The following is a 24,963-nucleotide window of genomic DNA, read 5'->3' on the forward strand; positions in this document are numbered from 1 at the left end:
TTCCATGCACGCGGTCAGCGCAGAGAACGGCCCGTGGATCGAATGAGGGCGTTGAGGTCGGCAGCGCGCATAGGTCGACGTGCAGGCCCGCGGGCTGCCTCCTTCCGGATGTACGCAACGGTCGGACCATCCGCGTCATGACCGGGCAGCGGCCGCGTCGGAATCGGCTCGATCCTGAATCTCACGCCCGGCTTCATGTGGGCAGGCCGTACGAACCCAACGCCCGATCCGTTGGTCGCTCCAGACAGCGGCAGCCGGAAAGGCAGCTTCGAGAACCAGCGCGAGGGCACAGGATAGACGGGCGAGTGCGAGACGACCCGCGGTGCCCTGGTCTGCAGCTCCGCCGGCGTCGCGCGACGATAGCGCTCGTAGATGCCATCATCCTCGATCCGCATGCCGACCCAGTGGCGGAACCGGTCGATCGGCCTTCGAGATGCCGCGTCCGCGAACGCAAGCCGCAGGTGTTCGGCATCCTCCGGTAGGGCGAAGTACAGATTGGAGACGGAGTTGAGCAGCTGGAACTCGTTGATAGCGTCCACGTCAGCGATCCGGTCCGCGTCGATCCATCCCTTCGACGCCCCCTTCGGTGCATAGGCCTTCGCATCGAACGCGATCATCGCGACGCGAGGCGTCAGCGGCATCACGATCTGCGTGCCCACCGTGATCAGCCCGAAGCTGTGATCCTTCATCCGCTGCAGATAGACCCGGTTCGTCAGCGCGGCCGGATCGTCCGATGTGAAGAAGTCGCGCGGGGTTCCGTTGCGCACGAGCAGCACGTCCAGGTCATGGATGTGTCGCGCCGTCTCCGCCCACGTCTTCATCACCGCGAGCATGACCCGGCGATGCGACGTGTCCGTCCTCTCCCTGCGGATGTCCTCGAATCCCTGATGAGCGACCCTGTCCATTTCGACGAGCGTCGCGCGTCGCCGCTCCATGGCCGCAGCCGTCCTGCTGACCTGTAGATATGCGAAGTCGCGGAGGAAGCGCCGCCCAGCGTCGTCCATCGGGGCACCGGCGATCACCTCGCGGACAAGGCTCGCATACTTGCCCTCCTCACCCTGCAGCAGCTTCTCGAGCACGAGATCCTCGCCGTAAAAGTAGCTCCGGGAACACTGGTTCTTAACTGGGGCGTCTAGCACGACCCGTCCCGCGCCATGGTTGAACAGGTTGATGGCCAGCCCCGCGCCGTCACGGGTAAACGGCTTGAGGTGACAGCGCGGCACATAGTGCTGGTTCTTGTTGTCGGGCATGTCAGCTTCGCACCTGACCGACAGACGGAGCGAACGCCTCCAGGATCCGGCATTCGGCGACTGTGCCCCCGGCACAGCTCGCTATCACGCCGGCGAGTTCGCGACGCAGCACGGTCAGGTCTGCGATCTTGCGGTCGATCTCCTCCAGGTGGCGGCTGGCCAGCGCATCGACGGTGCCGCAGTCCCGGTCACGATCGCCTGCCATCTCAAGCAGAGCCCTGACCTCGTCCAGGGTGAAGCCGAGATCCCGCGTGCGTCGGATGAAGCGGAGCCGTTCCAGGTCCTGGGCACGGTAGGATCGATAGTTGCCTCCCGTCCGCGCGGGAGCCGGGATCAGACCCGCGCGCTCGTAGTAGCGAACCGTCTCGACGGTCGTGCCGGTCTCGCTGGCCAGCCTGCCGATCGTCAGCGGCTTCACAGCGCGATGCCCAGCCTGGAGGCGAACAGCGTCGTCGCAGCATAGAGCAGCACGGTCAGCGCACACCCGGCCGCCAGCGCCCACCAGAAATGCAAGCCGCCACGTATCAGCAGAGGGATCACGAGGAACATCGGCAGCGACGGCAGGACATACCAGAAGGTCGCTCCGGCATGGGCGGCGAGCCGTTCGGGGTCGCCGGTGTCATGCCAGAGCCACATCATGCCCAGGATCGACACCAGCGGCAGCGAGGCCACCAGCGCGCCGAAGCCCGGACTCCTCCTTGCCACCTCGGAGACCGTCGCGACGATAACCCCCGACAGCAGCGACTTGACGACGAACCACACCATGCCCTTGACCCTGTAGCAGCTACAGGGTCCATATAGGGGGTCGCACGACCAACACGAAGGGCGACGACCATGGCCTGCGGCGACTGCTGCGCATCATCCACGACCGCTCCCGGCTACGATCCGCGCTGGCGCCGCGCGCTGTGGATCGCTCTGGGCGTGAACGTCGCAATGTTCGCGGCCGAGATCGTCGCCGGCGTGTCCGGCGGATCGAAGGCGCTGCAGGCGGACGCGCTCGACTTCCTCGGCGACAGCGCCAACTACGCCATCAGCCTGGGCGTCGCCGGCATGGCGATCGCCTGGCGGGCGCGGGCCGCGCTCCTCAAGGGCGCGACGCTCGCCATGCTCGGCGTCTACGTCCTCGCCGCCGCGATCTGGGCGGTCTGGCACGGCGGAACGCCCGAGGCAGGGCTCATGGGCGTGGTCGGCGTGATCGCGCTGATCGCGAACGGGGGAGTCGTGCTGATGCTCTACCGCTGGCGGAGCGGGGACGCGAACATGCGCTCGGTCTGGATCTGCTCGCGCAACGACGCGATCGGCAACGTCGCCGTCGTGCTCGCCGCCATCGGGGTGTTCGGGACGGGCACCGCCTGGCCCGACCTGATCGTCGCGGGCGTCATGGCAGTGCTCGGCATCAGCGGCGGCGCACAGATCATCATGCAGGCGCGCGCCGAGATAGTCCCGAACGGACGGGGTTACACGGTGCCGGCGGAATGATAGGAGAAGGAATGCGCAAGCTCGTGCCCTTCCTGGCGTGCCTGATGCTGGTCCTGACGACATGGGCCGGGATGGCGCATGCCGCGGAAGCCGGCGGCGTCGAGACGAGCAGGACCGAGATGGCCGCCCATGCGCCCGGCGACGGCGACGAAGTCCCCGCCGACGCGGACAAGGGCTATCCGCACCATCACGCGAGCTGCCACGAGCACCAGGTAAATACGCCCACCGTCCGGGCTGCCACCCTCCCGGTATCCGTCGCGTCGGCGAAGCCGCTGCCCGTGCGCAGCCGCGTGCTGAGCGGGCACGACACCGAAGCGGACCTCCGCCCCCCGCAGGCCTGACGCGTCGATCGGGCGCGCGCGGATGCGCGCCCGCGTCAACACCGTCAGGAGCATTCCATGCATCGCATCATCGCGGCCGTCCTGGCCGCAGCCGCCTGCGCATCGTCGCTGCAGGCCCAGACCGACCGGACCGTCGCTCCGGCGCCGGTTCTCACGCTCGCCGAGGCGCTCGACCGGGCGGGCGCCGCATCGCCGTTCCAGGACGCAGCTGCGGCCGGCATCCGTACCGCAGAGGCGCAGCGCCGCGTCGCCGGGCTTCGTCCCAACCCGTCGATCGTCGGCGAGGCGGAGAACGTCGCCGGCACCGGCATCTACCGGGGGCTGCGATCGTCGGAGACGACGCTCGGCCTCGCGCTGCCGCTCGAACTCGGCGGCAAGCGTGCCGCCCGCATCGCCGTGGCCGACGCGCAGATCGGCCGGGCCGGTCTCCAGGCCGAGATCGCACGTGCAGATCTCCGCCTGCGGGCCACGCAGACCTACAGCGCCGCAGCCGCAGCCCAGCGCCGTGTCGAGGTCGCGGAGGATCAGGTCGGCATCGCCGCCGAGGTCCTGCGTGCAGCGCGCGTGCGGGTTCAGGCCGGTCGCGCGTCGCCGCTGGAGGAGCAGCGTGCCGATGTCGTCCGCATCTCCGCCGAAGGGGCGCTCGAACGGGCACGTCGTTCGGCCGAGGCTGCATCCGGCAATCTCGCCAGGCTGCTCGGCATGCCGGTGGGTCAGCTCGATCGCTCGTGGTTCGACAGCGTGCCTTCCACGGACATGGCGCGCCGCACGGCGTCGGGGACCCTAACGGCCGCCGCAGCCCGCGCAGACCTCGACACCGCTACCGCGCAGGTACGTCTGGCCCGCAGTCAGCGGGATCCGGACCTGACGGTCAGCGCCAGCGCCCGGCGGCTGGAGCAGACCAACGACGTCGCGGCAGTGTTCGGCATCTCCATCCCGCTCGCCGTCTTCAACAACGGGCGCGCCGGCATCGCCGTGGCCGAAGCCCAGCGCGAGCAGTCCGACGCCCAGCGCCGCATCGCGCTCCTCGACGTCGAGCAGGACCTGGCGACCGCGCAGGCGGAGGCCGAGAACGCCGCGACCACGGCGCGCAACGCCGCCGGACCGGCGCTCGCGGCCTCCACCGAGGCCGCCCGGATCGCGCGCATAGGCTACCGCGAAGGCAAGTTCGGGCAGCTCGACCTGCTCGACGCCGAACGCACCCTGCTCGAGACCCGCACGGTCGCGATCGACGCTCTGGCCGCCCATCACGATGCGCAGGCTCGCCTGGAACGGCTGACCGCCGCCGCGCCGCTTCCCAAGGACGATCAACGATGAACCGCATGATGAAGGCCGCCATGCCGGCGGTCCTGGCTCTCGCCGTGTCCGGCTGCGGCCGCTCCGCCGAACCGGTGGAGAACGCCGGCGAGGCAGGCGAGACGGAGAAGGCCGCCCCCGGCGACCCGAAGGCCGCCACGCTCACAACGCAACAGATCGCCGACGCCGGCATCGAGGTCACCCGCCCGACCGTCGGCGGCGTCGCCGGCGCGATCGAGCTGCCCGCCACCATCGAGGGCGACCCCCAGGGCGTGCAGGTCGTCTCGGCCGCGATCGGGGGGCGCCTCGTCTCGCTCACCCGCAATCTCGGCCAGCCGGTTCGCCGCGGCGACACGCTCGCCGTCATCGAGAGCCGGGAGGCCGCGAGCCTCAACGCCGAGATCGAGGCCGCGCGCGCCCGCTCCGCGCTGGCACAGTCGAACCTGCGCCGCGAGCAGCGCCTGTTCGCCGAGCGCGTGTCGCCCGAGCAGGATCTCGTCGCCGCCCGCACTGCCGCGACCGAGGCGAACATCGCGCTGCGGCTCGCCCGTCAGCAGCTGTCGGCCACCGGCGGCGGCGGCGGCGCGCTCAACCGTATCACGGTCCGCTCGCCGATCTCCGGTCAGGTGATCGCCCGGTCGGCCACGCTCGGCCAGCAGATCGCTGCCGACGCCGAGATCTTCCGGGTCGCGAACCTGGCCAAGGTGTCGGTCACGATGTCGCTGGTGCCGGCCGACGCGGGTCGCGTCGCGCCTGGCGCACGTGTCGAGGTGACGTCCGCAGGACGGCGCCAGGACGGCCGCGTGACCTTCGTCTCGCCGATCCTCGACGAGACCACACGGCTCGTGCCGGTTATCGCAACGATCGACAACGCATCCGGAACATGGCGCGTCGGCGAGAACGTCGGCGTGTCGGTCCTGCTGCCGGCCACGGGCGATCGCAGCATCGCCGTGCCATCGGCCGCCGTGCAGATGATCGCCGACAGGCCGCACGTCTTCGTCCGCACGCCGTCGGGCTTCAAGGCGACGCCCGTGACACTCGGCCGGACCAACGGCGGCTCTGTGACCGTCACCGCCGGCCTGACCGGCGAGGAGCGCATCGCCTCCACCAACTCGTTCACGCTCAAGGCCGAACTCGGCAAGGCGCAAGCGAAGGACGAGGACTAGGCCATGCTCTCACGCATCGTCACCATCGCCGTCGGGAAGCGCTGGCTCGTCCTGCTGCTGACGCTCGCCGCGGCGCTCGCCGGGATATTCGCCATCCAGCGGCTGCCGATCGACGCCGTCCCCGACATCACCAACAACCAGGTGCAGATCAACGTGGTCGCGCCGGCGCTGTCGCCCGACCAGATCGAGAAGCAGGTCGCCTTCACCGTCGAGACCGCACTCGCCGGCATTCCCGGCCTCGAATACACCCGCTCGCTCAGCCGCAACGGCTTCGCCCAGGTCACCGCCGTCTTCGACGAGAGGACGGACATCTACTTCGCGAGAGCGCAGGTGGCCGAACGGCTGCGCACGGCGGAGGAGAGCCTGCCCGCGGGCGTGACCCCCGAGATGGGGCCGATCGCCACCGGCCTCGGCGACATCTTCATGTGGACGGTCGAATACCGCGAGCTCGATGAGGTCAATCACCGCAACGGCGAGCCCGGGCTGCAGAAGGACGGCAGCTATATCACGCCGGAGGGTGACCATCTCGTCACGGCGGCCGACAAGGCTACCTACCTTCGCACGGTCCAGGACTGGATCGTCACGCCGCAGCTGAAGAGCAGCGTGGGCCTCGCCGGCGTCGACAGTCTCGGCGGCTACACCAAGCAGTATCTCGTTGTTCCCGACATCCAGCGCATGGCGGCGATGAGGATCACGTTGCAGGATCTCGCCACCGCGCTCGAGCGAAACAATACCAGCGCCGGCGCGGGCGTCGTTAACCGCAACGGCGAGGGGCTGGCCGTCCGCGCGGACGGGCGGGTACGCAACGCCGACGAGCTTGCGCGGACCGTGATCGCAACGCGCGAGAGCGTGCCCATCCTGCTCAGCCAGATCGCCACGGTCCGCACCGGACAGGCGCTGCGCATGGGTTCGGCATCCGAGAACGGCCACGAGGTCGTCGTCGGCACCGCGGTCATGCGGATCGGCGAGAACAGCCGCACCGTGTCCACCGGGGTCGGCAGGCGGCTGCAGGAGATCGGCCGCGCGCTGCCCGTAGACGTCGTCGTCAAGCCGGTGCTCAACCGCACCGAGCTGGTCAATTCGACCATCGCCACCGTCGCGCGCAATCTGGCGGAAGGCGCGCTGCTCGTCATCGTCGTGCTGTTCGCGCTGCTCGGCAACTTCCGCGCGGCGCTGATCGCGGCCCTGGTCATCCCCATCACCATGCTGCTGACCAGCATCGGCATGCTGCGGGCGGGCGTATCGGCCAACCTGATGAGCCTCGGCGCGCTCGACTTCGGCCTGATCGTCGACGGCGCCGTCATCATCGTCGAGAACGCGCTGCGCCGGCTCGGCGACGCCCAGCACGGCCGCAGCGATGCACTGCCGCTCCGACAGCGCCTCGACCTGGTGGCGGCGTCAGCCCGCGAGATGATCCGCCCGTCCGTCTACGGCCAGGCGATCATCATCCTCGTCTATGCGCCGCTGCTCACCTTCACCGGCGTCGAGGGCAGGATGTTCGAGCCGATGGCGCTCACCGTCATCATCGCTCTCGTCTTCGCCTTCGTCCTGTCTATGACCTTCGTGCCGGCCGCGATCGCCATCGCAATGAGCCGACCGGTCGACGAGAAGGAGAGCCGCATCATCGGCTGGCTGCGTCGTCGCTACGAGCCCGGTCTCGACAAGGCAATGGCGCGGCCGAGCGTCACTCTCGGCGTCGCGGTGGGTGCGCTGGCACTTGCCGGCGTCGCGTTCACGACCCTGGGGCAGGAGTTCCTGCCACAGCTCGACGAGGGCAACATCCTCGTCCAGGCGGTGCGTATCCCCGGCACCTCGGTCGACCAGAGCCAGGCGATGCAGTTCCAGGTCGAGAAGATGCTCGCGCGCCAGCCCGAGGTCCGCTTCGCGTTCTCGCGCACCGGCACGTCCGAGATCGCATCGGACCCGATGCCGCCGAACGCCACGGACACCTTCGTCATCCTGAAGCCTCGTGCGGAGTGGCCCGATCCCGGCCTGCCCAAGAAAGCGCTGGTGGAACGAATGGAAAAACGGCTCTCGACGCTGCCCGGCAACGCCTACGAGATCACTCAGCCGATCCAGATGCGCTTCAACGAGCTGATTGCGGGCGTCCGTGGCGACATCGCGGTCAAGGTGTTCGGCGACGACTTCGGCGGCATGAACGACGCGGCCGGCCGCATCGCCGACATCCTGCGCCGTACGCGCGGCGCCGTCGACGTGCGGGTCGAGCAGACCGAGGGACTGCCGATGCTCGACATCCGCCCGAACCGCATGGCGATGTCGCGGATCGGCGTTACCGCCGGCGACGTCCAGGACACTGTCGCCGCCGCGATCGGCGGTCGGGAGGCGGGCGTGATCTTCGAGGGAGACCGCCGCTTCCCGGTGGTGATCCGTCTATCCGAAGCGTCGCGATCGGACCTGACCGAGGTGGCGCAGGTTCCGGTGCCGACCTCGGCCGGCGGCTTCGTGCCGCTGTCCACTGTCGCCGACATCGCCGTCGTCAACGGCCCGAACCAGATCAGCCGCGAGAACGGCAAGCGCCGCGTCGTCGTCCAGGCGAACGTCCGCGATCGCGACGTCGCCGGCGTGGTGGCCGACGCGCAGGCGGCGATCGACGCGCAGGTGAGGATGCCGCCCGGGACGTACGTCGAGTGGGGCGGGCAGTTCGAGAACCTCGCCTCGGCACGTGATCGGCTGCTGCTCGTCGTGCCCGTCTGCTTCGCGGTCATCATGCTGCTGCTCTACGGGGCGCTCGGGTCGGTGAGGGACGCGGTGATCGTCTTCACCGGCGTTCCGCTGGCGCTCGTCGGCGGCGTACTGGCGCTGACGCTGCGCGGAATGCCTTTCTCGGTCTCGGCGGCGGTCGGCTTCATCGCACTGTCCGGCATCGCCGTCCTCAACGGCCTCGTCATGGTGTCGTCGATCCACGACCTCATGGCGCGCGGCATGGACCGGGTGCGGGCCGCCCACGACGGGGCGCTCGCCCGCCTCCGGCCCGTCGCGATGACCGCGCTCGTGGCGTCGCTCGGCTTCGTGCCCATGGCGCTCGGCCACGGTGCAGGCGCGGAAGTGCAGAAGCCGCTCGCCACCGTCGTCATCGGCGGCCTGATCTCGGCGACGCTGCTGACCCTGTTCGTGCTGCCGACGCTCTACGCCCGCTTCGGCGGGTGGCGTGCCGCGGACACCGACTCCGAAACCCCCGCACGGGAGACGCTCCATGGCGCATGATCACGAAACCGCCGGCCATTCCCACGACCATACCGCGGGCGCCAACGCGAAGATGCTGGGGTGGGCGCTCGCGCTCACCTCCGCCTACCTCGTCGCCGAGGTGATCGGCGGCATCGTATTCAACAGCCTGGCGCTGCTGTCCGATGCCGCGCACATGATGACCGACGTCGCGGCGCTGGTCATCGCGCTGCTTGCGATCCGGCTCGGCCGCAAGGCGCCGGACGAGAAGCGGACGTTCGGCTATCGCCGGTTCGAGATCCTCGCCGCCGCGTTCAACGCGGTGCTGCTCTTCGGCATCGCCATCTACGTCTTCGTCGAGGCGATCCGGCGCTTCGCCGAGCCACAGGAGACCCAGTCCTGGGGCATGATGATCGTCGCCGCCCTCGGCCTCGTCGTGAACCTCGTCTCCATGCGGCTCCTGACGGCGGGCACGGACGCCAGCTTCAACGTCAAGGGCGCATACCTCGAGGTCTGAGCGGACATGATCGGATCGATCGGCGTCATCGCCGGCGCGGTCGCGATCCGCTTTACCGGCTGGACGTGGATCGATCCCGTCGTCGCGGTCGCGATCGGTCTGTGGGTGCTGCCGCGCACCGGGATCCTGCTGCGCGACACCGCCAACGTGCTGCTCGAGGGCGTGCCGTCGAGCCTCCGCCTGACCGAGGTCCGCACCGCCATCGCGGCGGTGCCGGGCGTCGCCGGGCTGCACGACCTCCATGTGTGGTCGATGTCGAACGACGACGTGAGCTGCACCGTGCACGTTACGCTGGCGGCAGGGGCGGACGCCGATGCGGTCCGGCAGGGCGTGACGGCGACGCTCGACGACCGGTTCGGCATCGAGCACGTCACCGTGCAGACCGAGAGATCTGGAGCTGCATGCGACGGACACGAGGTCCATGCCTGACGACCCGCCGGCGGGACGAAGACCGCCGCGGCGGTGGTCGGAGGATGACGACGTCGAGCTTCGACGCCGCATCGCGTCGCGTCAGCCGATCGGCGACATCGCGCGGGGCCTGAACAGGACGGTGGACGGTATCCGCGGAAGAGCGGCGACGCTTCGTCTGCGGCTGCCGGGGCGAAACCGCCCGTGGCGGGTCAACGGCGGCACCGACCCGGACGGCGAGAACTGAGCGGCGGGGGCGCAGGCCCCCGCCGGCAGCTTCACTTCGTGGGCATCTTCATGCCGGACATGTCGTGGCCGGCGTGATCGCCGCCTTTCTTCATGTCGTCGCAGCAGTCCTTCCTGCCGTCCTTGCAGCAGTCCGCGCCATCCTTGCAGCAGGTCTTGTCTGCGCAGCAGTCTGCGGCCGCGAACGCGGTGGCGGGGACGAGCGCGAGCGCGATGGCTGCGCCGATGTACTTCATGGTCTTCATGTGTCGGTATCCTCGAATGCGTGACTGTCTGGAAAGATCAGGCGATCAGGCGCTGCGGGGAGGTGGCGGCGACGGGCCGCCCGAGCGGCCCTCGAGAACGGGATGAAGCGACGCGGACGCCGAGTCCGAGATCGCAGTCGGTGCCGGCGACACGACCTGCGCGTCGACCGACGTGGCGACACAGGCGCCGGCGCAGGAGACCGGCGGCGCCTTCTTGACCGGCGCGCCCGGCGCGCGGTCGCAGCCGACCATCGCCGCATGCGCGCCCTGAAGCGGGGCGGCCTGGGCCATGGCCTCGCACATGGGCCCCATGCGCACGAGCAGCATCGCGCCCAGAAGCGTCAGTGCGAACGCACGAAGGAGACGGCCGAAGCTCATGGATGCCTTCTAGGACGTGTGGCCGCATCGCGCCAGATCAGTGCGCGGCCGCAAGCGCCATCCACACCGCCATCGCGACCATCATCACGTTCTCCGTCAGCGACAGGAAGCCGAGGGGCACGTTGCTGTCGCCGCCGACGCAGGCGCACTTCAGCTCCCGTCGATCGACGTACACGGCCTTGATCACCGACACCGCGCCGATCGTCCCGATCACCAGCGCGACCGGCACGGACAGCCAGGCGAGCACGCCGGCCGCCATCAGCACGCCGGCCAGCCCCTCCGCATACGGATACACGTAGGAATACGGCACCCATCGCTTCGCCAGCAGGTCGTAGTTGAGGAACATGCTCGAGAACCTCTCGACGTTCTGCAGCTTGAGCAGCGCCAGCACGCACATCGAGAACGCGACGAACCACTCGCCCGCACGCACCGTCCACGGCGTTCCGAACGCCGCGAGGCTCGCCGCCAGTGCCATCGACGCCGTCATGGCGAAGACCGCCGCCACCGGGCGGTACGTCACCGCCTTCGGGTCGGCGACGGCCCTGCCGAAGAACCGGCGCACGTCGTCGTAGCCGCCGACGCGCTCGCCGCCGATGAAGGTCTGCGGCGTCGTCTTCACGCCGTGCTCGGCCTTGAACGCATCCGTTTCCTCGCGGGTCGTCAGCCAGTGGTCCTCGACCTTGTAGCCTTGGCGCCGGAGGAGGTCCTTCGCCTTCAGCCCGAACGGGCAGACGTGGGTCGGCATCACCATCCTGTAGAGGATCGCCTTCTTCGCCGCCGTCGCCATTCGTCTTCTCCGATGTCCTGTCGGAGCCTATATGGGTGCCGTACCATGGTACGGGGTCAAGGGCGCTCCGCAGCCGACCTGCAAGGGGACGAACATCATGAGCGATCCAGCCTCCGATCCGGCGGCGACCGCGTTCCGCCACTGGTGGTCCAGCGCCTCGCCGGAAGGGGACACCGCACGGCGACCCGACCCGATCGGCGAGGCCTTCGCCGCCGGCTGGCAGGCCAGGGCCCAGGACGGCGGCGCCGAATGTCGGCTCGAACTGACGCTGTTCGAGGCCCGTGCCCTGCGCAACCAGCTGCGCGGCATCTCGGATCCGCCCGCCATCGTCGGGACCGTCCTCGACGCTCTGGCCGAGCAGATCTCACGCGCCGACCGCTTCCGGGCATGACCGCCCTGACGATCGCACGGCTCGCCGCCGAGGGCGGGGTCGGCGTCGAGACCGTCCGCTACTATCAGCGCCGCGGTCTGCTCGACACTCCGAGCCGCCCGCACGGGGCAGGCAGCGGCGGCGGCATCCGGCGATACGGCCCGGCCGACGTCCGCCGCCTGCGCTTCATCCGCTCCGCTCAGGCGGCCGGCTTCACCCTCGAGCAGATCGGCGAGCTTCTCGACCTGGATGCGACCGACGACCGGGCGCGTGCCCGTGCACTTGCCGCCAAGCGCCTGACCGCGCTCGACGCGCAGATCGCCGAGCTGGAGCGCGCCCGCACGTCGCTGCGACGGCTCGCGCACGAATGCGGCAGCGGCTCGGACGGCCCCTGTCCGATCCTCACCGCCTTTGACGCGGGCTGATCAGTCGGCCCGGACCGTCGGCACCTCGTCGATGCGCGTGGTCCAGGCCGGCGAGCGGTTCTCCGCCCGCATCTTCCAGTCGCGCCGGAACCCCTGCGCCGCCGGCACCGCGGTGAACTTCCCGAACCTGCCGTTGACCTCGTCGAGCGCGGTCATCAGCCGGTCGCGCCGCTCGACGTCGCCTTCGAACAGGGTGCGGGGCCGCAGCTCCGCCGCAACGAGATCGTCGAGCATGATGCCGGCCTTGGTGTAGGCGTAGCCGTCGCGCCACGCGGCCTCGACGCCGCGCCGCGCAGCCGCCAGCAGCTCGAGCGAGTCAGCCGTCATCGGGTGCAGCGCCATGCGGCGCGCTCCCTGGTACTGACCGGCACCGGCCTTGAACCTGTTCGTGTGGAAGAAGACGCTCAGCTGACCTGCGACCAGCCCATGCTGGCGCAGCTTCTCGCCGGCACGCATCGCATACTGCGCCACCGCGCCCATCAGCGTCTCGATGTCGTGCACCGGCGTCCCGAAGCTGCGCGTCACGGCCATGCCCCTGCGCTGCGGCTCGATCACCTCGACCGCGCTCGCCGCCACGCCCTGCAGCTCGGCCACCAGGCGCTCCAGCACCACGGTGCCGAGCCCGCGCGCCTGCTTCATCTGCATGTCGCGGATCTGCCCGGCCGTCGTGATGCCGATCTCCGCGAGCTTCGTCGCCGTCGCCCGACCGACGCCCCAGACGTCGCCGGCGGGGAAGCGGTCCAGCACCCAGGACCGGAGGACGGGATCGCGCAGGTCGGCGACGCCGTCGAACAGCGGGTTCTTCTTGGCCGCGGCGTTCGCCAGCTTCGCCAGCGTCTTGGTCGGCGCGATGCCGACGCAGGTCGGGATCGTCGTCCAGCGGCGTACCTGATCGCGCATGGCGTTGGCGTGATCGACCAGATCGCGGTCGGCGAACGGCTCCAGGTCGAGGAAGGTCTCGTCAATCGAATAGATCTCGACCTCGCTGGCGAACTCCTCGACCGCCGCGACCACCCGCCGCTGCATGTCGCCGTAGAGCGTGTAGTTGGACGAGCGCACCACCACGCCATGCTTGTTCAGCCGGTCGCGGATCAGGTGGATGGGATCGCCCATCTTCACGCCGAGCGCCTTGGCCTCGCTGGAGCGGGCTATCGCACAGCCGTCGTTGTTGCTGGCCACGACGACCGGGACGCCGTTCAGGCTTGCGTCGAACGCGCGCTCGCAGCTGACGTAGTAGTTGTTGCAGTCGATGAGCGCGACCGTGGTCACCGCCTGTATCGCCGGGCCAGCGCGACGACGACGCCCCAGACCTCGACGGTCTCGTCGACGATGATCCGGTCGTAGCCCTCCGCCTCCGGTACCAGCCACAGACGGCCAGCTGAACGCCGCAGCCGCTTCATCGTGCGGCTGCCGTCGACCAGCGCGACGACGATGTCGCCGGGACGCGCCTCGACCGCACGGCTCACCACCACGAGATCACCGTCGGCGATGCCCGCATCGACCATCGAGTGTCCCGCAACCCGCATGACGTAGCTCGCCGCCGGGTGATCGATCAGCCAGGAGGCCAGATCGATCGGCTCGTCCATGTCGTCCTGCGCCGGGGACGGGAAACCCGCAGGCGTAGTCTCGACCAGCAGTCGAGCTTCGAGCGGCACCATCTCGAACGGCAGCTCGTGCAGCGTCAGGGGTGGCATGCTTGCTCGCGGGAATGTCATCAAGCCTTTGTAGGACGGGGTGAACATTCCGGGAACAGCTCGGACTCAGATTCTTTGTGCCAGATCCGGGACATGTCCGGCCCGAGCAGCCGTCGCCAGTAGCCGGCGGCGTTGTCGTCGAGGAGAATACACGCGCAACGGGATGACCGCGGCCGCTCATGGCAGCCGTCGCGGATCATTCGGTTGGCCGATGGTCCAGCAATGCAGACGAGAGTCAGGCGTTCCTCGAGGCGTCCAGCGCGGTCTGCCCCTCGGACCTGATGGCGGATCGAGCCTCCGTCGAGGTGCTGCCGGTCACGCCGAAGACGATGACGTTGAACGGCGCGGGCTTCCCCTCGGAGTCGACGACGCCCATCGTGTGCCGGTCGAGGCTCCAGTCCCCCCACCGCCATGAGTCGCGTCCGGGAACCTGGACGACGACATACGATCCGCGCCGCAGGCGGATCGACGAGGGGTTCGCCCCGAAGTCCAGACCGAGGTCAAAGCTCTGTATCTGTTTGTTGAGGAAACGATTGGAGATGTTCTTCGTGATTCCGGCGGCAAGGCCGACAAGCTGCGGCAATGCGGGCTGCAGGGTCCCCATGAGCTTCAGCCCTTCCTTGAACGCCGAGCTTTCGAGGACGTCGACGATCGCCTGATCGCTGCTGCTGCCGATGCGGATCGTCGTGGCCTTGAAGGACAGCCCGTCCCCGGGAACGGTCAGGCCGGTGAAGATCGGCACGCCGTTCACCGCCGCCCGATCATGGCTGTTGACGTTCAGCACGCTGGCGAACTGCAGATCCTGCGCCTCGCTTCCCGCTTGGTCGCGGCCCTGAAAGTCGAACAGGACACTGTGCGGGCTCAGACCCGGATATTCGTGAACCTGGAAAACGTCGAGCGTCACCTTGATCTGGGTGCCGATCAGCGATGGGTCCGCCTCCGCCTCGAAGGCCGACCGGATGGGTACCCGCGCCGCAGCAGGCTGGCCGGCGCCTCTCTCCTCGACGAAGCCGACGACGTGCGACGTGTGGCTCCAGGCCTTGCCGAGCAGCCGCCCGATACCCTGGCCACGAATGCCCGCTTCGCGTAGCAGCGCGGCGCCCTCGGTATCGCCGATCGCCTCCAGATAGTCGGCCACCTGATCGTCGGGCTGATACCCGAGGCTGCGCTCCTCGTCGAAATCGCTCATCTGCTACCTACCTGTGCCTGCGGCAGCACCCGGGTTCGAACGGATGCCGAGATGTCCGCGTTGATGGAATCCGCCACCTCGATCGTGACGGCGAGCGCATATGGTATCCTCACGGCCGTCATGCCGGGCATCTTCGAGACGGCCTGCACGTTGATCTCGAACCCGCCGTCATCGCCGAAAGGAATGGCCTTGCGGTCGCCTTCGTAGACGGAGTGGATCAGGGTGCCACGACGACCGAAGCCGATCGCCGGCTGGTGGCCGACGCGGTGGACACCCTCCCACAGGTCCGACTTGCCCGTTCCGCCGAGCAGCGACAGTCCGACCGTGCGGTACTGCGAGCTGTTCGGCGATACCGGCGTCAGCCAGGCGAGCGTCACGACGATGCGCCTGAACTCCGCATAGGAACGAAGCTCGTCGGGCAGCGGAACGCGCCACATGTGGCGCTCGTCCTTGACGATGTGATCCTCCGCCAGAAGCGTTACGCGGTGACCGCCAGCACCGAAGATGCGGTCTGGATCCACCGCGCCATACCCCATGGCACGCGCGACCGCCTCCTTGCGACGCTCGTGATGGCCCGCCGGCGCATGGATGTCGATCATCGTGCGACCGAGTTCGCCCCACCCGGCTCCATGAGCGATGAGCGCCTTCAGCACGCACGGCGCGGTGTCGCGGCGGTACCATGGCCCAGCGGCGTTGAGCGCCGGGGAGTCGTCTAGGACGTCGCCGATCAGCATGCCGGCGCGCGTCGCCAGCGCTGCCGCATTGCTCGTTCCCGAAGACATGCGGGTGAAGTCCAGCCGTCCAAGCGTCGGGTCCGGCATCGCCACCCGCTGGCCGATGTAGTCGGCGAACTCCCGGCCGTGGACCTGCAGGACGGCCCCTTCCGTCGGGTGGGCGACCTGACGACCACCAGGCAGCATCACATCCGGCTTCACCGACCGGTTGAAACCGTGGCCGAGCCCGGACCCGAGGTTCGGCGCCGCCAGCGTGCCGTAGGGGTCGGTCTTGTTGGCAGGAAGCGTCAGTGTCGATCCGTCAATGTGCGCGGCAGCTACCGTCAGCGCATTCACCGACTCCGCAGGGGAGAACATTGTCCGCTTCGCCTTCGCCCCGTCGATGCCGCGCAGCATCTCGGCCTGCCGGTGCTCGGGCGTCGCCTTCCTCATGTCCGCGGCGGTCGGATAGGCGGGCAGATCGAACGGATCGACGATGTTTCCCGCGCTCACCACGAACAGCACGCGGTACTTCCACGCGAGGTGATCGAGCAACCGGCCCCAGGGGCTCACCGCTCCGGCAAATCCGAACGCCTCGTCGCAGATCGAATGGTTGATGATCACCACGTCACGGCCGCTCGGCTCCTGGCCCCCCGTTCCAGCCTTCAGGTCCTCGACCGCGCGGTAGATCAGTCGCAGCGCAAGCCTATCCCTCGGCGGGGTCTCCACCCCGCCGTCCGGCGCCAGCACGGGCACTACCTTCAGCCTGCGACGAAGCGGCGGATTGTCTTCGTGCAGATCGCCGCGCAGGATCAGCGACGCCATCGCGGTGCCGTGATATCGCGTCGAGACCGGCGCGAGGCTATCAGCGACGTCCAGCTCGACGACGTCGAGACGATTGCGCAGCTTGACGTGGTTCTCGATGGGCCAGCCGTCGATCAGCGCACCGATCGACGCGCGATCGGGCTCGCCGTCGTCGTCCTCCTCGTCCGGCACCTGTTCGGTCACGGGCTTCTCGACGGAAAACCGGAAGGCGCTCTGCGGGCGGATCGACATGACGTCGTCGTCCAGCGCAATCGGTCCCGTCCGCGCCACGATCGCATCGATGGCGCTACCGGGCAGATGGACCAGCATCGAGTGATAGCGGATCTCTTCGACGCGGAACTCGTCCATCACGCTGCCGCCGAGCGTCTCTACCGCCGACCGAAAGTCGGCGGCCGCCTCGTCGCGCCGGGCGGCATCCCCGCGATACCACAGGTCGACCTCGAGTCGGAGGTCCTGGCCTGCTGGCCGATACCGCTCGTCGGACAGGCGCCGCCGCGTCGCCTCGGCGATCCGATCCTGCGGCCCCCAAGGGCGCAGCTGATGCAGCAGCCCGAACAGCTTCCACCAGTCGCCGTGGCGATCCGGCGCCTCCTTCTTGGCCGCGTAGAGGTCCCAGAGCTTCTGCAGCGTCTCGAACGTGGCCTTGGTCGGCATGCCCAGATACAGCGTACCGGGCATCTCGTCGGCCGGGTGAACGTCGTCGTCCAGCAGGAAGTCGCCGTCGGCTTCCGTCAGCACGCCGTCCTGCTCATTCGAGCCGGCTTCCTCGTCATCTTCTTCGACCGGGTCGGAGCCGGGGTCGAAGTACGACCTGACGCCGTGAAGGACTGCGACCTCCTCGGCCAGCCACTCCAGACCGACCTTGCTCGCCGCGTTGACGAAGCGCGCGGGTGATCCGATGATCTCCATGACCAAGGCCCGCTCCGGGGCCAACGCGGATGGATCGTCGGCGACCTTGATGTCGTCGCGATCGAGAATGTCCCGGAAGCTCTTCTCGAGCACCGGACCGAGCCGCTGCACCTGTAGATCGACCGGAACCTTCCGGCGCTTGCGCCGGTCCGGCTGACCCTTGATGAACTCCTGCTTCTTCGTCCTATCCCGCCCGAGCGGCAGTATCTCCCGCGCCATCCTCTACGTTCTCTCCCGCCTTGGGGCCGAACCGCCCCTTCCACGCCTTCAGCTGCTGCGTGACGACGGCCTTGGGCGACCCCTTCGCGAGCACGATCTTGCGCTTTACGTCCATGAGGAACTCCTCCGCCTCGGCGAAGCTCCCGCCTTCCAGGTCGCGCGCGAGCGCGGTCGGATCGATGCCCAGCGCCTTCCGGTCGGCACCGACGTGTTCGAGCCAGCGCCGGAAGTCGGCACGAGTCGGCATCGGCAGCTCGAGACGCAGCTGGAAGCGGCGCCACACGGCGCGGTCGAGCAGTTCGGGATGGTTGGAGGCGCAGACGATCACCGTATAGGAGGGCAGATCGTCCATCTGGAGGAGAAGAGAGGACACGACGCGCTTGATCTCGCCGGTCTCGTGAATGTCGCCGCGCTCCTTCCCGAGTGCGTCGAACTCGTCGAGGAACAGAACGCAGGGTGTCGAGCGTGCGAACTCGAATACGCGCTTCAGCCGCGCGGACGTCTCGCCGAGATAGCTGTCGATCACGGCGTCGTAGCGGATGGTCATGAACGGTACGCCGAGCGCGGAGGCGATGGCCTCGGCGAGCGTCGTCTTGCCATTGCCCGGCGGGCCGGCGAGCATGACCCTGTGACGCGGCTCGAGCGAGTTCGCACGCAGACGGTCGGCCTCGTACTGCTCCTCGACGAGGTCGCGGACCTGCGCCTCGACCTCCGGCGGCAGTACCAGATCGTCGAGGCTGCGCCGAGCGGGGCGCTCGATCACCAGATCGCGAACCTTGTCGGGCAGGAACGTACCTCCGACCGCTCGAGGAGCCTGGCGCGACGGCGGCGCCACGGCACCGAGCGCCTTGGAGAGTCGGTCGGCGAGCGTATGATGCTGCTTTGCGCGCGCCTCCGCAACCAGCGCGGCTACCGTCCGCTCCAGCTTCGCATGATCGTTCTGTGCGCCGGCTTCCGCCAGCTGGATCACCAGGTCCGCTCTACTCATCGATACACCGCCACGGCCGAATCCTAGCGATCAGCCGCCCTTCCGTTCATTGACGCGCCTGCTCGCCAGGTCAAGGTCGAGCAGTGACACCAAGTGTAACAGTATGTCACGCAACTGCGTAACACTTTCTACGCTGAGATTTAAGAAATCGTCACCTGACAGACCGGTCATCGGACGCATGCCCGTCGCCATCGCCCTCATCATCTCCTCTCGACGCGTCGAGCGCGGAGCGGTGTCACCACCCAAGTACCGATAGAGGTCTGTACGAGTGATGCCAAGCGCGTCGGCGGCAGCCCTCTTGCTCGGCTGCCTGCCCACATAGGTCCAGAGAGCGGCTCTGAATGCATCCGGTTCGTCCATCAGACCAATGTGAACACGCAGTGTCACACATACAAGATGAAAGTTACGCTTTTCGTCACATAGAATGACACATACCGGAGGGCGCATAATGAACTCACTGCGGTTCGAGTCCGCGGCTCTGGAGGAGCTGAAGTCTCATGGCTGGACGCAGACCCGAGACGCCGCGATCGCTGACAGAGCATGCCGCTCAACCAGATCGTGTCCCATCCGGTCATCGAGGGTGCCGGTCTGGTCATCAATCGCGCACAGCTATCCAGCGGCAATTGGAGCGGATCAGGATCACCGTCCGTTCGGACCTGATGTCCCGGTTCGACGCCAGGACGCTGACCGCGAAGCTGCTCACCTCCCGTGGCGCCGAGAACCCCTGACCTCCTGCCGGAACCGTCATCCGCCTCCGCACATGCACGCCTTAGCGAGCCTTTTTCCGTTTGCGGATGACTCACCCATCCTGAAAATCTACGGCCGTTCCGCCGCGGCACCGCTGCGGCGCGGACGTGTCGCTGGTATAGAGATGAGTGGGTCCCGCAGGTATAGAGCCCGTGGGGTCACCTTCCGCAACTCCAGGATTTCCGCCGTTTTCCAGAGACGGCGATCTCTCCCGTAGGGGTCACCATCTTCAAAGGCTTAGCTTTTTCCGGTGGTGTGTGGGGTAATTGACCCGTCACAACGTGGATTTGCGAGCGCATCCATCGCCCGCAGTCGGCCATAGATCAGCGCCGGCGGCTGGCTCCGATTGAGACCGCTAAGCGCGTCGTACATGATCTGCGCCTACCGCCGACGCCATCGGTAATTGATCAGCACGCGCGCTGCGCGCCAAACGAGCGATACAATGATGATGGTAACACAAAGGAGCGGAATGGTTATGGTGGACCTCAGCGTTCGAGAGCGCGCTGCGGCGCGGCGTGGTCGGGAGGATGGGTCGGGTTGGCAGGTACGTGCGCGCGCTTCGTTACCTCCGCGATCGGCGATGCGCTCACGATCGAGAACCGCCTGAAGGAAGCGATCAAGCCGTACCGCGATATCGCGCGCACGCACGCACGCTGCACTTCGCACCAGCGCCCTGTTCCGCCCTACCCTCCCGCAGTTGGCCGGGATGCCAATGCAGGATCAGCCGTTTGCGGTCCGGCAGCGGGCGCGGCGTGAACGCAATGGCCGGTGCAGACGTTGTTGAAACGACCCAGCCATCGAAGCGCTATTCCATCGGGAACCACGCCGCAGGACCTGTCATATGAGTGCGCATGATGGCCTACCCCCCTGACGAAACGGCAGACTGATCATGGACCCAGATCGCAGCGGCACGATTTCCTTACCCATACGGGTCGGGCTGATCGGATACGGATTCTCCGGCAAGACCTTCCATGCGCCGCTGATCGCGTCGGTGCCGGGCCTGACGCTGGCCGCGGTCGCGTCCAGCGACGCCGCGAAGGTCCGCGCGGATTTCCCCGATGTCGTCGTCCATGCCGACCCGCTGGCGCTGATCGCGGCCGGCGATATCGACCTTGTCGTCGTCGCGACCCCGAACGATACGCACGCCCCCCTCGCCCGCGCCGCGATATCGGCGGGCAGGAATATCGTCGTCGACAAGCCCTTCACGCTGGATTTGGACGAGGCACGCGACCTGTTGGCACTGGCGGCGGCGCATGGCGTGCTGCTATCGGTGTTTCACAACCGGCGGTGGGACAGCGATTTCCTGACGATCCGCGCGGCGATCGACGGCGGGGTGGTGGGCGACGTCACGCACTTCGAATCGCATTACGATCGCTTCCGCCCGACCGTCCGCGATCGCTGGCGCGAGCGGGCCGGCGTCGGCAGCGGCGTCTGGTTCGATCTGGGGCCGCATCTGGTCGATCAGGCGCTGTCGCTGTTCGGCGTGCCGGACCGAGTGCAGGGGTCGCTGGCGGCGCAACGCCCGGGCGCGGTCACCGACGACTGGGCGCATGCGATCCTCGATTACGGCGATCGCCGGGTGGTGCTTCAGGCGACGATGCTGGCCGCAGGCGGCACCGCGCGGTTCACGGTCCACGGCACGGGTGGGAGCATGATCAAGCGCTTCGCCGACCGGCAGGAGGAACAATTGCTGGGTGGCATGTGCCCGGGTGAGCCCGACTGGGGCGAGGACTCCGATCCACTGCTGATCCATCGCGTGGGCGGCACGGAACGTCGTCCGGCGCTGCCGGGCGACCAGCGCGCTTACTATCGCGGTATCGCCGCGGCGCTCGCGGGCAAAGGTCGCAACCCCGTCGAACCGGTCGAGGCGCTTGCCGTGATGGCGGTCGTGGAGGCGGTGCGCACCGCCGCCGCAGCGGGATCGCGCATCGCCGTGCCGCTCACCGACGACGAGCGGACCGCCGCGGATATCGCCCTCCATCGTCTTCCGACCGAGCGGGAATCCGCCCGAGGTTTGACACGCCGGCGGGGACCGGCCCGCCGACGGACCGGATCGCCATCAGAAGCAACAGGTGCCGCATAACCTGCTCCCTCGACTGCCTATTAGCTTGTCTCACAAATTAACTCCGTGGAGGTATATGTGGGAGCACAGCGATGTCCTCCTGCTTGCGTCGGGTGATACCGTCCGCGTAAAGCTGTCGATGTGATGGCGGGAGGAGCATGATGGCGGCTGGGAAACGGACGCGCCCGGCACATCTGATGCTGGCGCAACAACTGGGCGTCGCGATCGTCACCGGTCGTCATCAGCCCGGCTCCGTGTTGCCGGGTGAGATCGAACAGGCCGAAACGCTGGGCGTATCACGCAGCGTGGTCCGTGAAATGCTGAGAACGCTTGCCGCCAAGGGACTGGTCGAAGGTCGCCCGAAGACCGGCACCAGGGTGCGTGACCGCCATGACTGGAATCTGCTCGACCCCGAACTGCTCGGCTGGATGTTCGAGGGCGCACCGCCGCTGCCGTTCGTCCACAGCCTGTTTCAACTGCGGATGATCGTCGAGCCCGCCGCCGCCGAGATCGCCGCCGTCAAGCGGACCGCCCGGCATCTGTCGGCAATGGGCCATGCGCTGGAAACGATGTCGACGCACGGATTGGCCAGCGAGATCGGCCGGGCTGCCGATCAGGAATTCCATTCGGTCATCCTCGATTCGACCGGTAACGAGCTGCTCGTCAGTCTGTCGGCGAGCATATCGGCGGCGGTGCGATGGACGACGTTCTTCAAATACCGTCACGAAAAACATCCCCGAAACCCGATCCCCGAACATCGCGCGCTGTTCGAAGCGATTGCCAATGGCGACCCGGCGGCGGCCGGCGAGGCGACGCGGGCGCTCGTCAATCAGGCGCATCTAGACACGGAAGCCGCCCTGGAAATCGAAGCGCGCCTCGCCACGAATTGACGTTACGCGCAGCCGTTCGGCGCCGGCACATCTTGTGCGGCTCCCGAGCCGCGTTGCAATTCGGCGTTGACCGACCAGAACCGCCAAATATAGTCCGACATGACAGATGAGGGGCAGAACATCTTGGCGCGACATCGCTGCCGATGCCCCGACAGGAGAGGATCATGGCGAAATCGATCGCTATTGTCGGACGTTACGCGGCGTCCGCATCAAATCAAGCGATCACGCGCCGGAACCTGCTGGCAGGCGGTAGCGTCTTCGTGTTGGCCGGCCCCGCGGCGGCGCTGACGACCATCGCCACATCGCCCCCCGATCGCGTCCGCCGGGTTGCGGCGGTGCCCATGCGCCACGTCAGACTGAAGCCTTCGCCCTTCGCCGACGCCTTCGCGGCCAATCAACGCTATCTGCTGTCGCTCGACCCCGAACGTCTGCTCCACAATTTCTATCTGTCCGCAGGTCTTCCCGCGCCGAAACCCGTGTACGAAGGTTGGGAGGCGCAGGGGATCGCCGGTCATTCGCTCGGCCACTGGCTGTCTGCCTGCGCGCTGGTGGTCGCCAACATCGGCAATACCGATATCGCCAGCCGTCTCGACCACGCGCTGGCCGAAATGGCGCGCATCCAGACCGCGCATGGCGATGGCTATCTCGGCGGCACGACGGTCGAGCGCGACGGCAAGCAGGTCGATGGCAAGATCGTGTTCGAAGAGGTACGTCGCGGCGATATCCGCACGCAGGGGTTCGACCTCAACGGCGGCTGGGTGCCGCTATATACGTGGCACAAGGTACATGCCGGTCTGCTCGATGCGCATGCGCTGGCGGCCAACCCGCGCGCCCTGCCGATCGCGATCGGGCTGGCCGGTTATCTCGCCGGCGTCCTGGAACCGTTATCGGACGCGCAGATGCAGCAGGTGCTGCGCGCCGAGCATGGCGGCCTGAACGACAGCTATGCCGAAACCCATGCGCTGACCGGCAATCCCCGCTGGCTGCGCATGGCGGAGAAGATCCGCCACAAGGCGGTGCTCGATCCGCTGACCGCGCAGGTGGATCGACTGGAGGGACTGCACGCCAACACCCAGATACCGAAGCTGATCGGACTGGCCCGGCTTCACGAGCTGACCGGGAATCCGAACCATGCCACCGCCGCCCGCTTCTTCCACGACCGGGTCACCCATCACCACAGCTATGTCATCGGCGGCAATTCCGAACGCGAACATTTCGGCGCCCCCGACAAGCTGGCGAAGCGAGTCACCGAGGCGACGTGCGAAGCATGCAACAGCTACAATATGCTGAAGCTGACCCGACATCTGTACAGCTGGGAACCGAACGCACGCTGGTTCGACTATTACGAGCGCGTCCAACTCAATCACATTCTTGCGCATCAGCGACCCGATACCGGGCAGTTCGTCTATTTCATGCCGCTGTCGGCGGGCGCACGGCGCAGCTATTCGACGGCGGAAGAGAGTTTCTGGTGCTGTGTCGGTTCGGGCATGGAGAGCCATGCGAAACATGCCGATTCGATCTATTGGCACGATATCGGCGCCGGGGCGGCGCATACGCTCTACGTCAATCTCTACGTTCCCAGCACGCTGGACTGGACGGACCGGAAGCTCGCGCTCGATCTCGATACACAAATGCCGATGGAGGGCGCGGCTACCCTCACCATCCGGCGCGCACCCCGTGTCGAACAGGCGATCGCGTTGCGCCTACCCGGCTGGGCGCAGGAACCGACGATCGCCTTGAACGACCGGACGATCACGCCGACGATCCGCGATGGCTATGCGATCGTGAGCCGCATCTGGAAGCCCGGCGACCGTCTTCGCGTGACGATGCCGATGGCGTTGCGCACGGAGGCCCTGCCCGACGATCCATCGATGGTCGCGTTCATGCAGGGGCCGCTGGTGCTGGCCGCCGATCTCGGTCCGGCGTCACAGCCCTTCGACGGGCTGGGGCCGGCGCTCGTCGCCGAAGGCGCGGTGACCGGGGCGTTGCGAACCGCGACCGGAGCGCACCGCTTCACCGCCCGCTCCGCCCTGGGCGAGCCGCTCGAATTCAAGCCGTTCTTCGCGCAATATGACCGCCGCACCGCCGTTTATCTGCCGACGTTCACACCCTCCGACTGGGCAAGCGCGAAGGATGGCTATCTCCGCGCGCAGGCGGAACGCCAGTCACTCGCGCGGCGAACGGTCGATGTCGCCTATCTCGGGGAGATGCAGCCCGAACGCGATCACGGCTTCACCGCCACGCGCAGCGAAACCGTCCAACTCAACGGCCGGTCGGCGCGCAAATTGCGGGGCGGCGAGACGTTGACGCTGACACTGGCGCGACGCCCCGGTCCGGCGATGCTGCAGGTCGTCTATTGGGGACAGGATATCGATAAGCGGTTCGACATCAGCATCGATGGCACGCCGCTCGCCACCGAAACCCGCCCCGGTCCGCGCAAGCCCGGCTTCGTCGCGGTCGATTATCCCCTCCGTTCGGCCGGCGAACAGGGCAAGGCGCAGGCGACAATCTCGTTCACGGGCAAGCAGGGTGATATCGACATCTATGAGGTCAGAATGCTGACGGTCTCGGCGGGCGCAACATCACCCCCGCCGGTCGCCTGATCGCCGTGATCGGATTGCAAGGGCGCGGTAGGA

The 24,963-nt window shown here is 67.8% G+C and carries 23 protein-coding genes and 1 pseudogene; 12 read left to right on the forward strand and 12 right to left on the reverse strand.

Annotated elements, in window-relative coordinates; genetic code table 11:
• Positions 1-14: 14 nt before the first annotated feature.
• The 3 genes from JAO74_RS09140 to JAO74_RS09150 are packed head-to-tail and all read right to left on the reverse strand — an operon-like array spanning position 15 to position 2,015.
• Complete coding sequence (locus JAO74_RS09140; protein WP_199037203.1) at positions 15-1,250, reverse strand: DUF4238 domain-containing protein; 1,236 nt, start codon at positions 1,248-1,250, stop codon at positions 15-17.
• A 1-nt stretch (position 1,251) separates the two neighbouring features.
• Positions 1,252-1,659 (reverse strand): MerR family transcriptional regulator, encoded by a 408-nt coding sequence (locus JAO74_RS09145; protein WP_199037399.1) that lies wholly within the window; start codon positions 1,657-1,659, stop codon positions 1,252-1,254.
• 5 nt (positions 1,660-1,664) lie between these two features.
• Entirely contained in the window at positions 1,665-2,015 is a 351-nt protein-coding gene (locus JAO74_RS09150; RefSeq protein WP_199037205.1) for a DUF3147 family protein, read from the reverse strand.
• 69 nt (positions 2,016-2,084) lie between these two features.
• On the opposite strand from JAO74_RS09150, the gene JAO74_RS09155 reads away from it, so the two are divergent.
• The 7 genes and pseudogenes from JAO74_RS09155 (at position 2,085) to JAO74_RS09185 (ending at position 9,887) form a co-directional block, all read left to right on the forward strand.
• Complete coding sequence (locus tag JAO74_RS09155) at positions 2,085-2,729, forward strand: cation efflux transmembrane domain-containing protein (RefSeq protein WP_199037207.1); 645 nt, start codon at positions 2,085-2,087, stop codon at positions 2,727-2,729.
• 11 nt (positions 2,730-2,740) lie between these two features.
• Complete coding sequence (locus JAO74_RS09160; protein ID WP_199037209.1) at positions 2,741-3,070, forward strand: hypothetical protein; 330 nt, start codon at positions 2,741-2,743, stop codon at positions 3,068-3,070.
• Positions 3,071-3,127: 57 nt separating this feature from the next.
• Positions 3,128-4,387, forward strand: coding sequence for a TolC family protein (locus tag JAO74_RS09165; protein ID WP_199037211.1), 1,260 nt, complete (start codon positions 3,128-3,130; stop codon positions 4,385-4,387).
• Positions 4,384-5,532, forward strand: a complete 1,149-nt coding sequence (locus JAO74_RS09170; protein WP_199037213.1) for an efflux RND transporter periplasmic adaptor subunit — start codon at positions 4,384-4,386, stop codon at positions 5,530-5,532. Before JAO74_RS09165 ends, JAO74_RS09170 begins: the two co-directional genes overlap by 4 nt.
• 3 nt (positions 5,533-5,535) lie before the next feature.
• Positions 5,536-8,757, forward strand: coding sequence for an efflux RND transporter permease subunit (locus tag JAO74_RS09175; protein WP_199037215.1), 3,222 nt, complete (start codon positions 5,536-5,538; stop codon positions 8,755-8,757).
• 52 nt (positions 8,758-8,809) lie between these two features.
• Positions 8,810-9,661: pseudogene (locus tag JAO74_RS09180) on the forward strand (cation diffusion facilitator family transporter).
• Complete coding sequence (locus JAO74_RS09185; RefSeq protein ID WP_199037218.1) at positions 9,654-9,887, forward strand: hypothetical protein; 234 nt, start codon at positions 9,654-9,656, stop codon at positions 9,885-9,887. Before JAO74_RS09180 ends, JAO74_RS09185 begins: the two are co-directional and overlap by 8 nt.
• Before the next feature lie 31 nt (positions 9,888-9,918).
• Here JAO74_RS09185 and JAO74_RS09190 read toward each other — a convergent pair whose 3' ends face one another.
• Genes JAO74_RS09190 through JAO74_RS09200 form a run of 3 tightly spaced genes read right to left on the reverse strand, consistent with a single transcriptional unit; the run spans position 9,919 to position 11,296 of the window.
• On the reverse strand, positions 9,919-10,131 hold the full coding sequence (locus JAO74_RS09190; protein WP_199037220.1) for a hypothetical protein: 213 nt from the start codon (positions 10,129-10,131) through the stop codon (positions 9,919-9,921).
• 45 nt (positions 10,132-10,176) lie between these two features.
• On the reverse strand, positions 10,177-10,509 hold the full coding sequence (locus JAO74_RS09195; RefSeq protein WP_199037221.1) for a hypothetical protein: 333 nt from the start codon (positions 10,507-10,509) through the stop codon (positions 10,177-10,179).
• 37 nt (positions 10,510-10,546) lie between these two features.
• Entirely contained in the window at positions 10,547-11,296 is a 750-nt protein-coding gene (locus JAO74_RS09200; RefSeq protein WP_199037222.1) for a MauE/DoxX family redox-associated membrane protein, read from the reverse strand.
• Between the two features lie 97 nt (positions 11,297-11,393).
• Between JAO74_RS09200 and JAO74_RS09205 the strand changes: the two genes are divergently transcribed.
• Both JAO74_RS09205 and JAO74_RS09210 read left to right on the forward strand, forming a co-directional pair.
• A complete protein-coding gene (locus tag JAO74_RS09205; RefSeq protein ID WP_199037223.1) occupies positions 11,394-11,687 on the forward strand; it encodes a hypothetical protein in 294 nt (97 codons plus the stop codon).
• The gene (locus JAO74_RS09210; RefSeq protein ID WP_199037224.1) at positions 11,684-12,091 is read left to right on the forward strand and encodes a MerR family DNA-binding protein; all 408 of its coding nucleotides are present in this window, start codon (positions 11,684-11,686) and stop codon (positions 12,089-12,091) included. Before JAO74_RS09205 ends, JAO74_RS09210 begins: the two co-directional genes overlap by 4 nt.
• Here the strand turns inward: JAO74_RS09210 and JAO74_RS09215 are convergent, their stop codons facing one another.
• The 6 genes from JAO74_RS09215 to JAO74_RS09240 all read right to left on the reverse strand — a co-directional run bounded on the left by JAO74_RS09215 (position 12,092) and on the right by JAO74_RS09240 (position 18,988).
• Positions 12,092-13,360, reverse strand: a complete 1,269-nt coding sequence (locus JAO74_RS09215; RefSeq protein WP_199037226.1) for a Y-family DNA polymerase — start codon at positions 13,358-13,360, stop codon at positions 12,092-12,094. It abuts the gene before it with no gap.
• On the reverse strand, positions 13,357-13,785 hold the full coding sequence (locus tag JAO74_RS09220; protein WP_233150825.1) for a LexA family protein: 429 nt from the start codon (positions 13,783-13,785) through the stop codon (positions 13,357-13,359). Before JAO74_RS09220 ends, JAO74_RS09215 begins: the two co-directional genes overlap by 4 nt.
• Before the next feature lie 235 nt (positions 13,786-14,020).
• Positions 14,021-14,974 carry a hypothetical protein gene (locus JAO74_RS09225; RefSeq protein WP_199037228.1) on the reverse strand — a complete coding sequence of 318 codons (954 nt, stop codon included), beginning with the start codon at positions 14,972-14,974 and terminating at the stop codon, positions 14,021-14,023.
• The gene (locus tag JAO74_RS09230) at positions 14,971-17,640 is read right to left on the reverse strand and encodes a S8 family peptidase (protein ID WP_199037230.1); all 2,670 of its coding nucleotides are present in this window, start codon (positions 17,638-17,640) and stop codon (positions 14,971-14,973) included. The genes JAO74_RS09225 and JAO74_RS09230 overlap by 4 nt, the downstream gene beginning before the upstream one ends.
• A complete protein-coding gene (locus JAO74_RS09235; RefSeq protein WP_199037232.1) occupies positions 17,606-18,610 on the reverse strand; it encodes an AAA family ATPase in 1,005 nt (334 codons plus the stop codon). Before JAO74_RS09235 ends, JAO74_RS09230 begins: the two co-directional genes overlap by 35 nt.
• A gap of 48 nt (positions 18,611-18,658) precedes the next feature.
• Entirely contained in the window at positions 18,659-18,988 is a 330-nt protein-coding gene (locus tag JAO74_RS09240; RefSeq protein WP_199037234.1) for a hypothetical protein, read from the reverse strand.
• A 1,276-nt stretch (positions 18,989-20,264) separates the two neighbouring features.
• Here JAO74_RS09240 and JAO74_RS09245 point away from each other — a divergent pair.
• The 3 genes from JAO74_RS09245 to JAO74_RS09255 all read left to right on the forward strand — a co-directional run bounded on the left by JAO74_RS09245 (position 20,265) and on the right by JAO74_RS09255 (position 24,930).
• Positions 20,265-21,458, forward strand: a complete 1,194-nt coding sequence (locus JAO74_RS09245; RefSeq protein ID WP_199037236.1) for an oxidoreductase — start codon at positions 20,265-20,267, stop codon at positions 21,456-21,458.
• 140 nt (positions 21,459-21,598) lie between these two features.
• Positions 21,599-22,327 carry a FadR/GntR family transcriptional regulator gene (locus JAO74_RS09250; protein ID WP_199037238.1) on the forward strand — a complete coding sequence of 243 codons (729 nt, stop codon included), beginning with the start codon at positions 21,599-21,601 and terminating at the stop codon, positions 22,325-22,327.
• A 260-nt stretch (positions 22,328-22,587) separates the two neighbouring features.
• Entirely contained in the window at positions 22,588-24,930 is a 2,343-nt protein-coding gene (locus tag JAO74_RS09255) for a beta-L-arabinofuranosidase domain-containing protein (protein WP_199037240.1), read from the forward strand.
• Positions 24,931-24,963: the final 33 nt, after the last annotated feature.

It is taken from the genome of Sphingomonas mollis, from assembly GCF_016427505.1.
GTDB lineage: Bacteria > Pseudomonadota > Alphaproteobacteria > Sphingomonadales > Sphingomonadaceae > Sphingomonas > Sphingomonas mollis.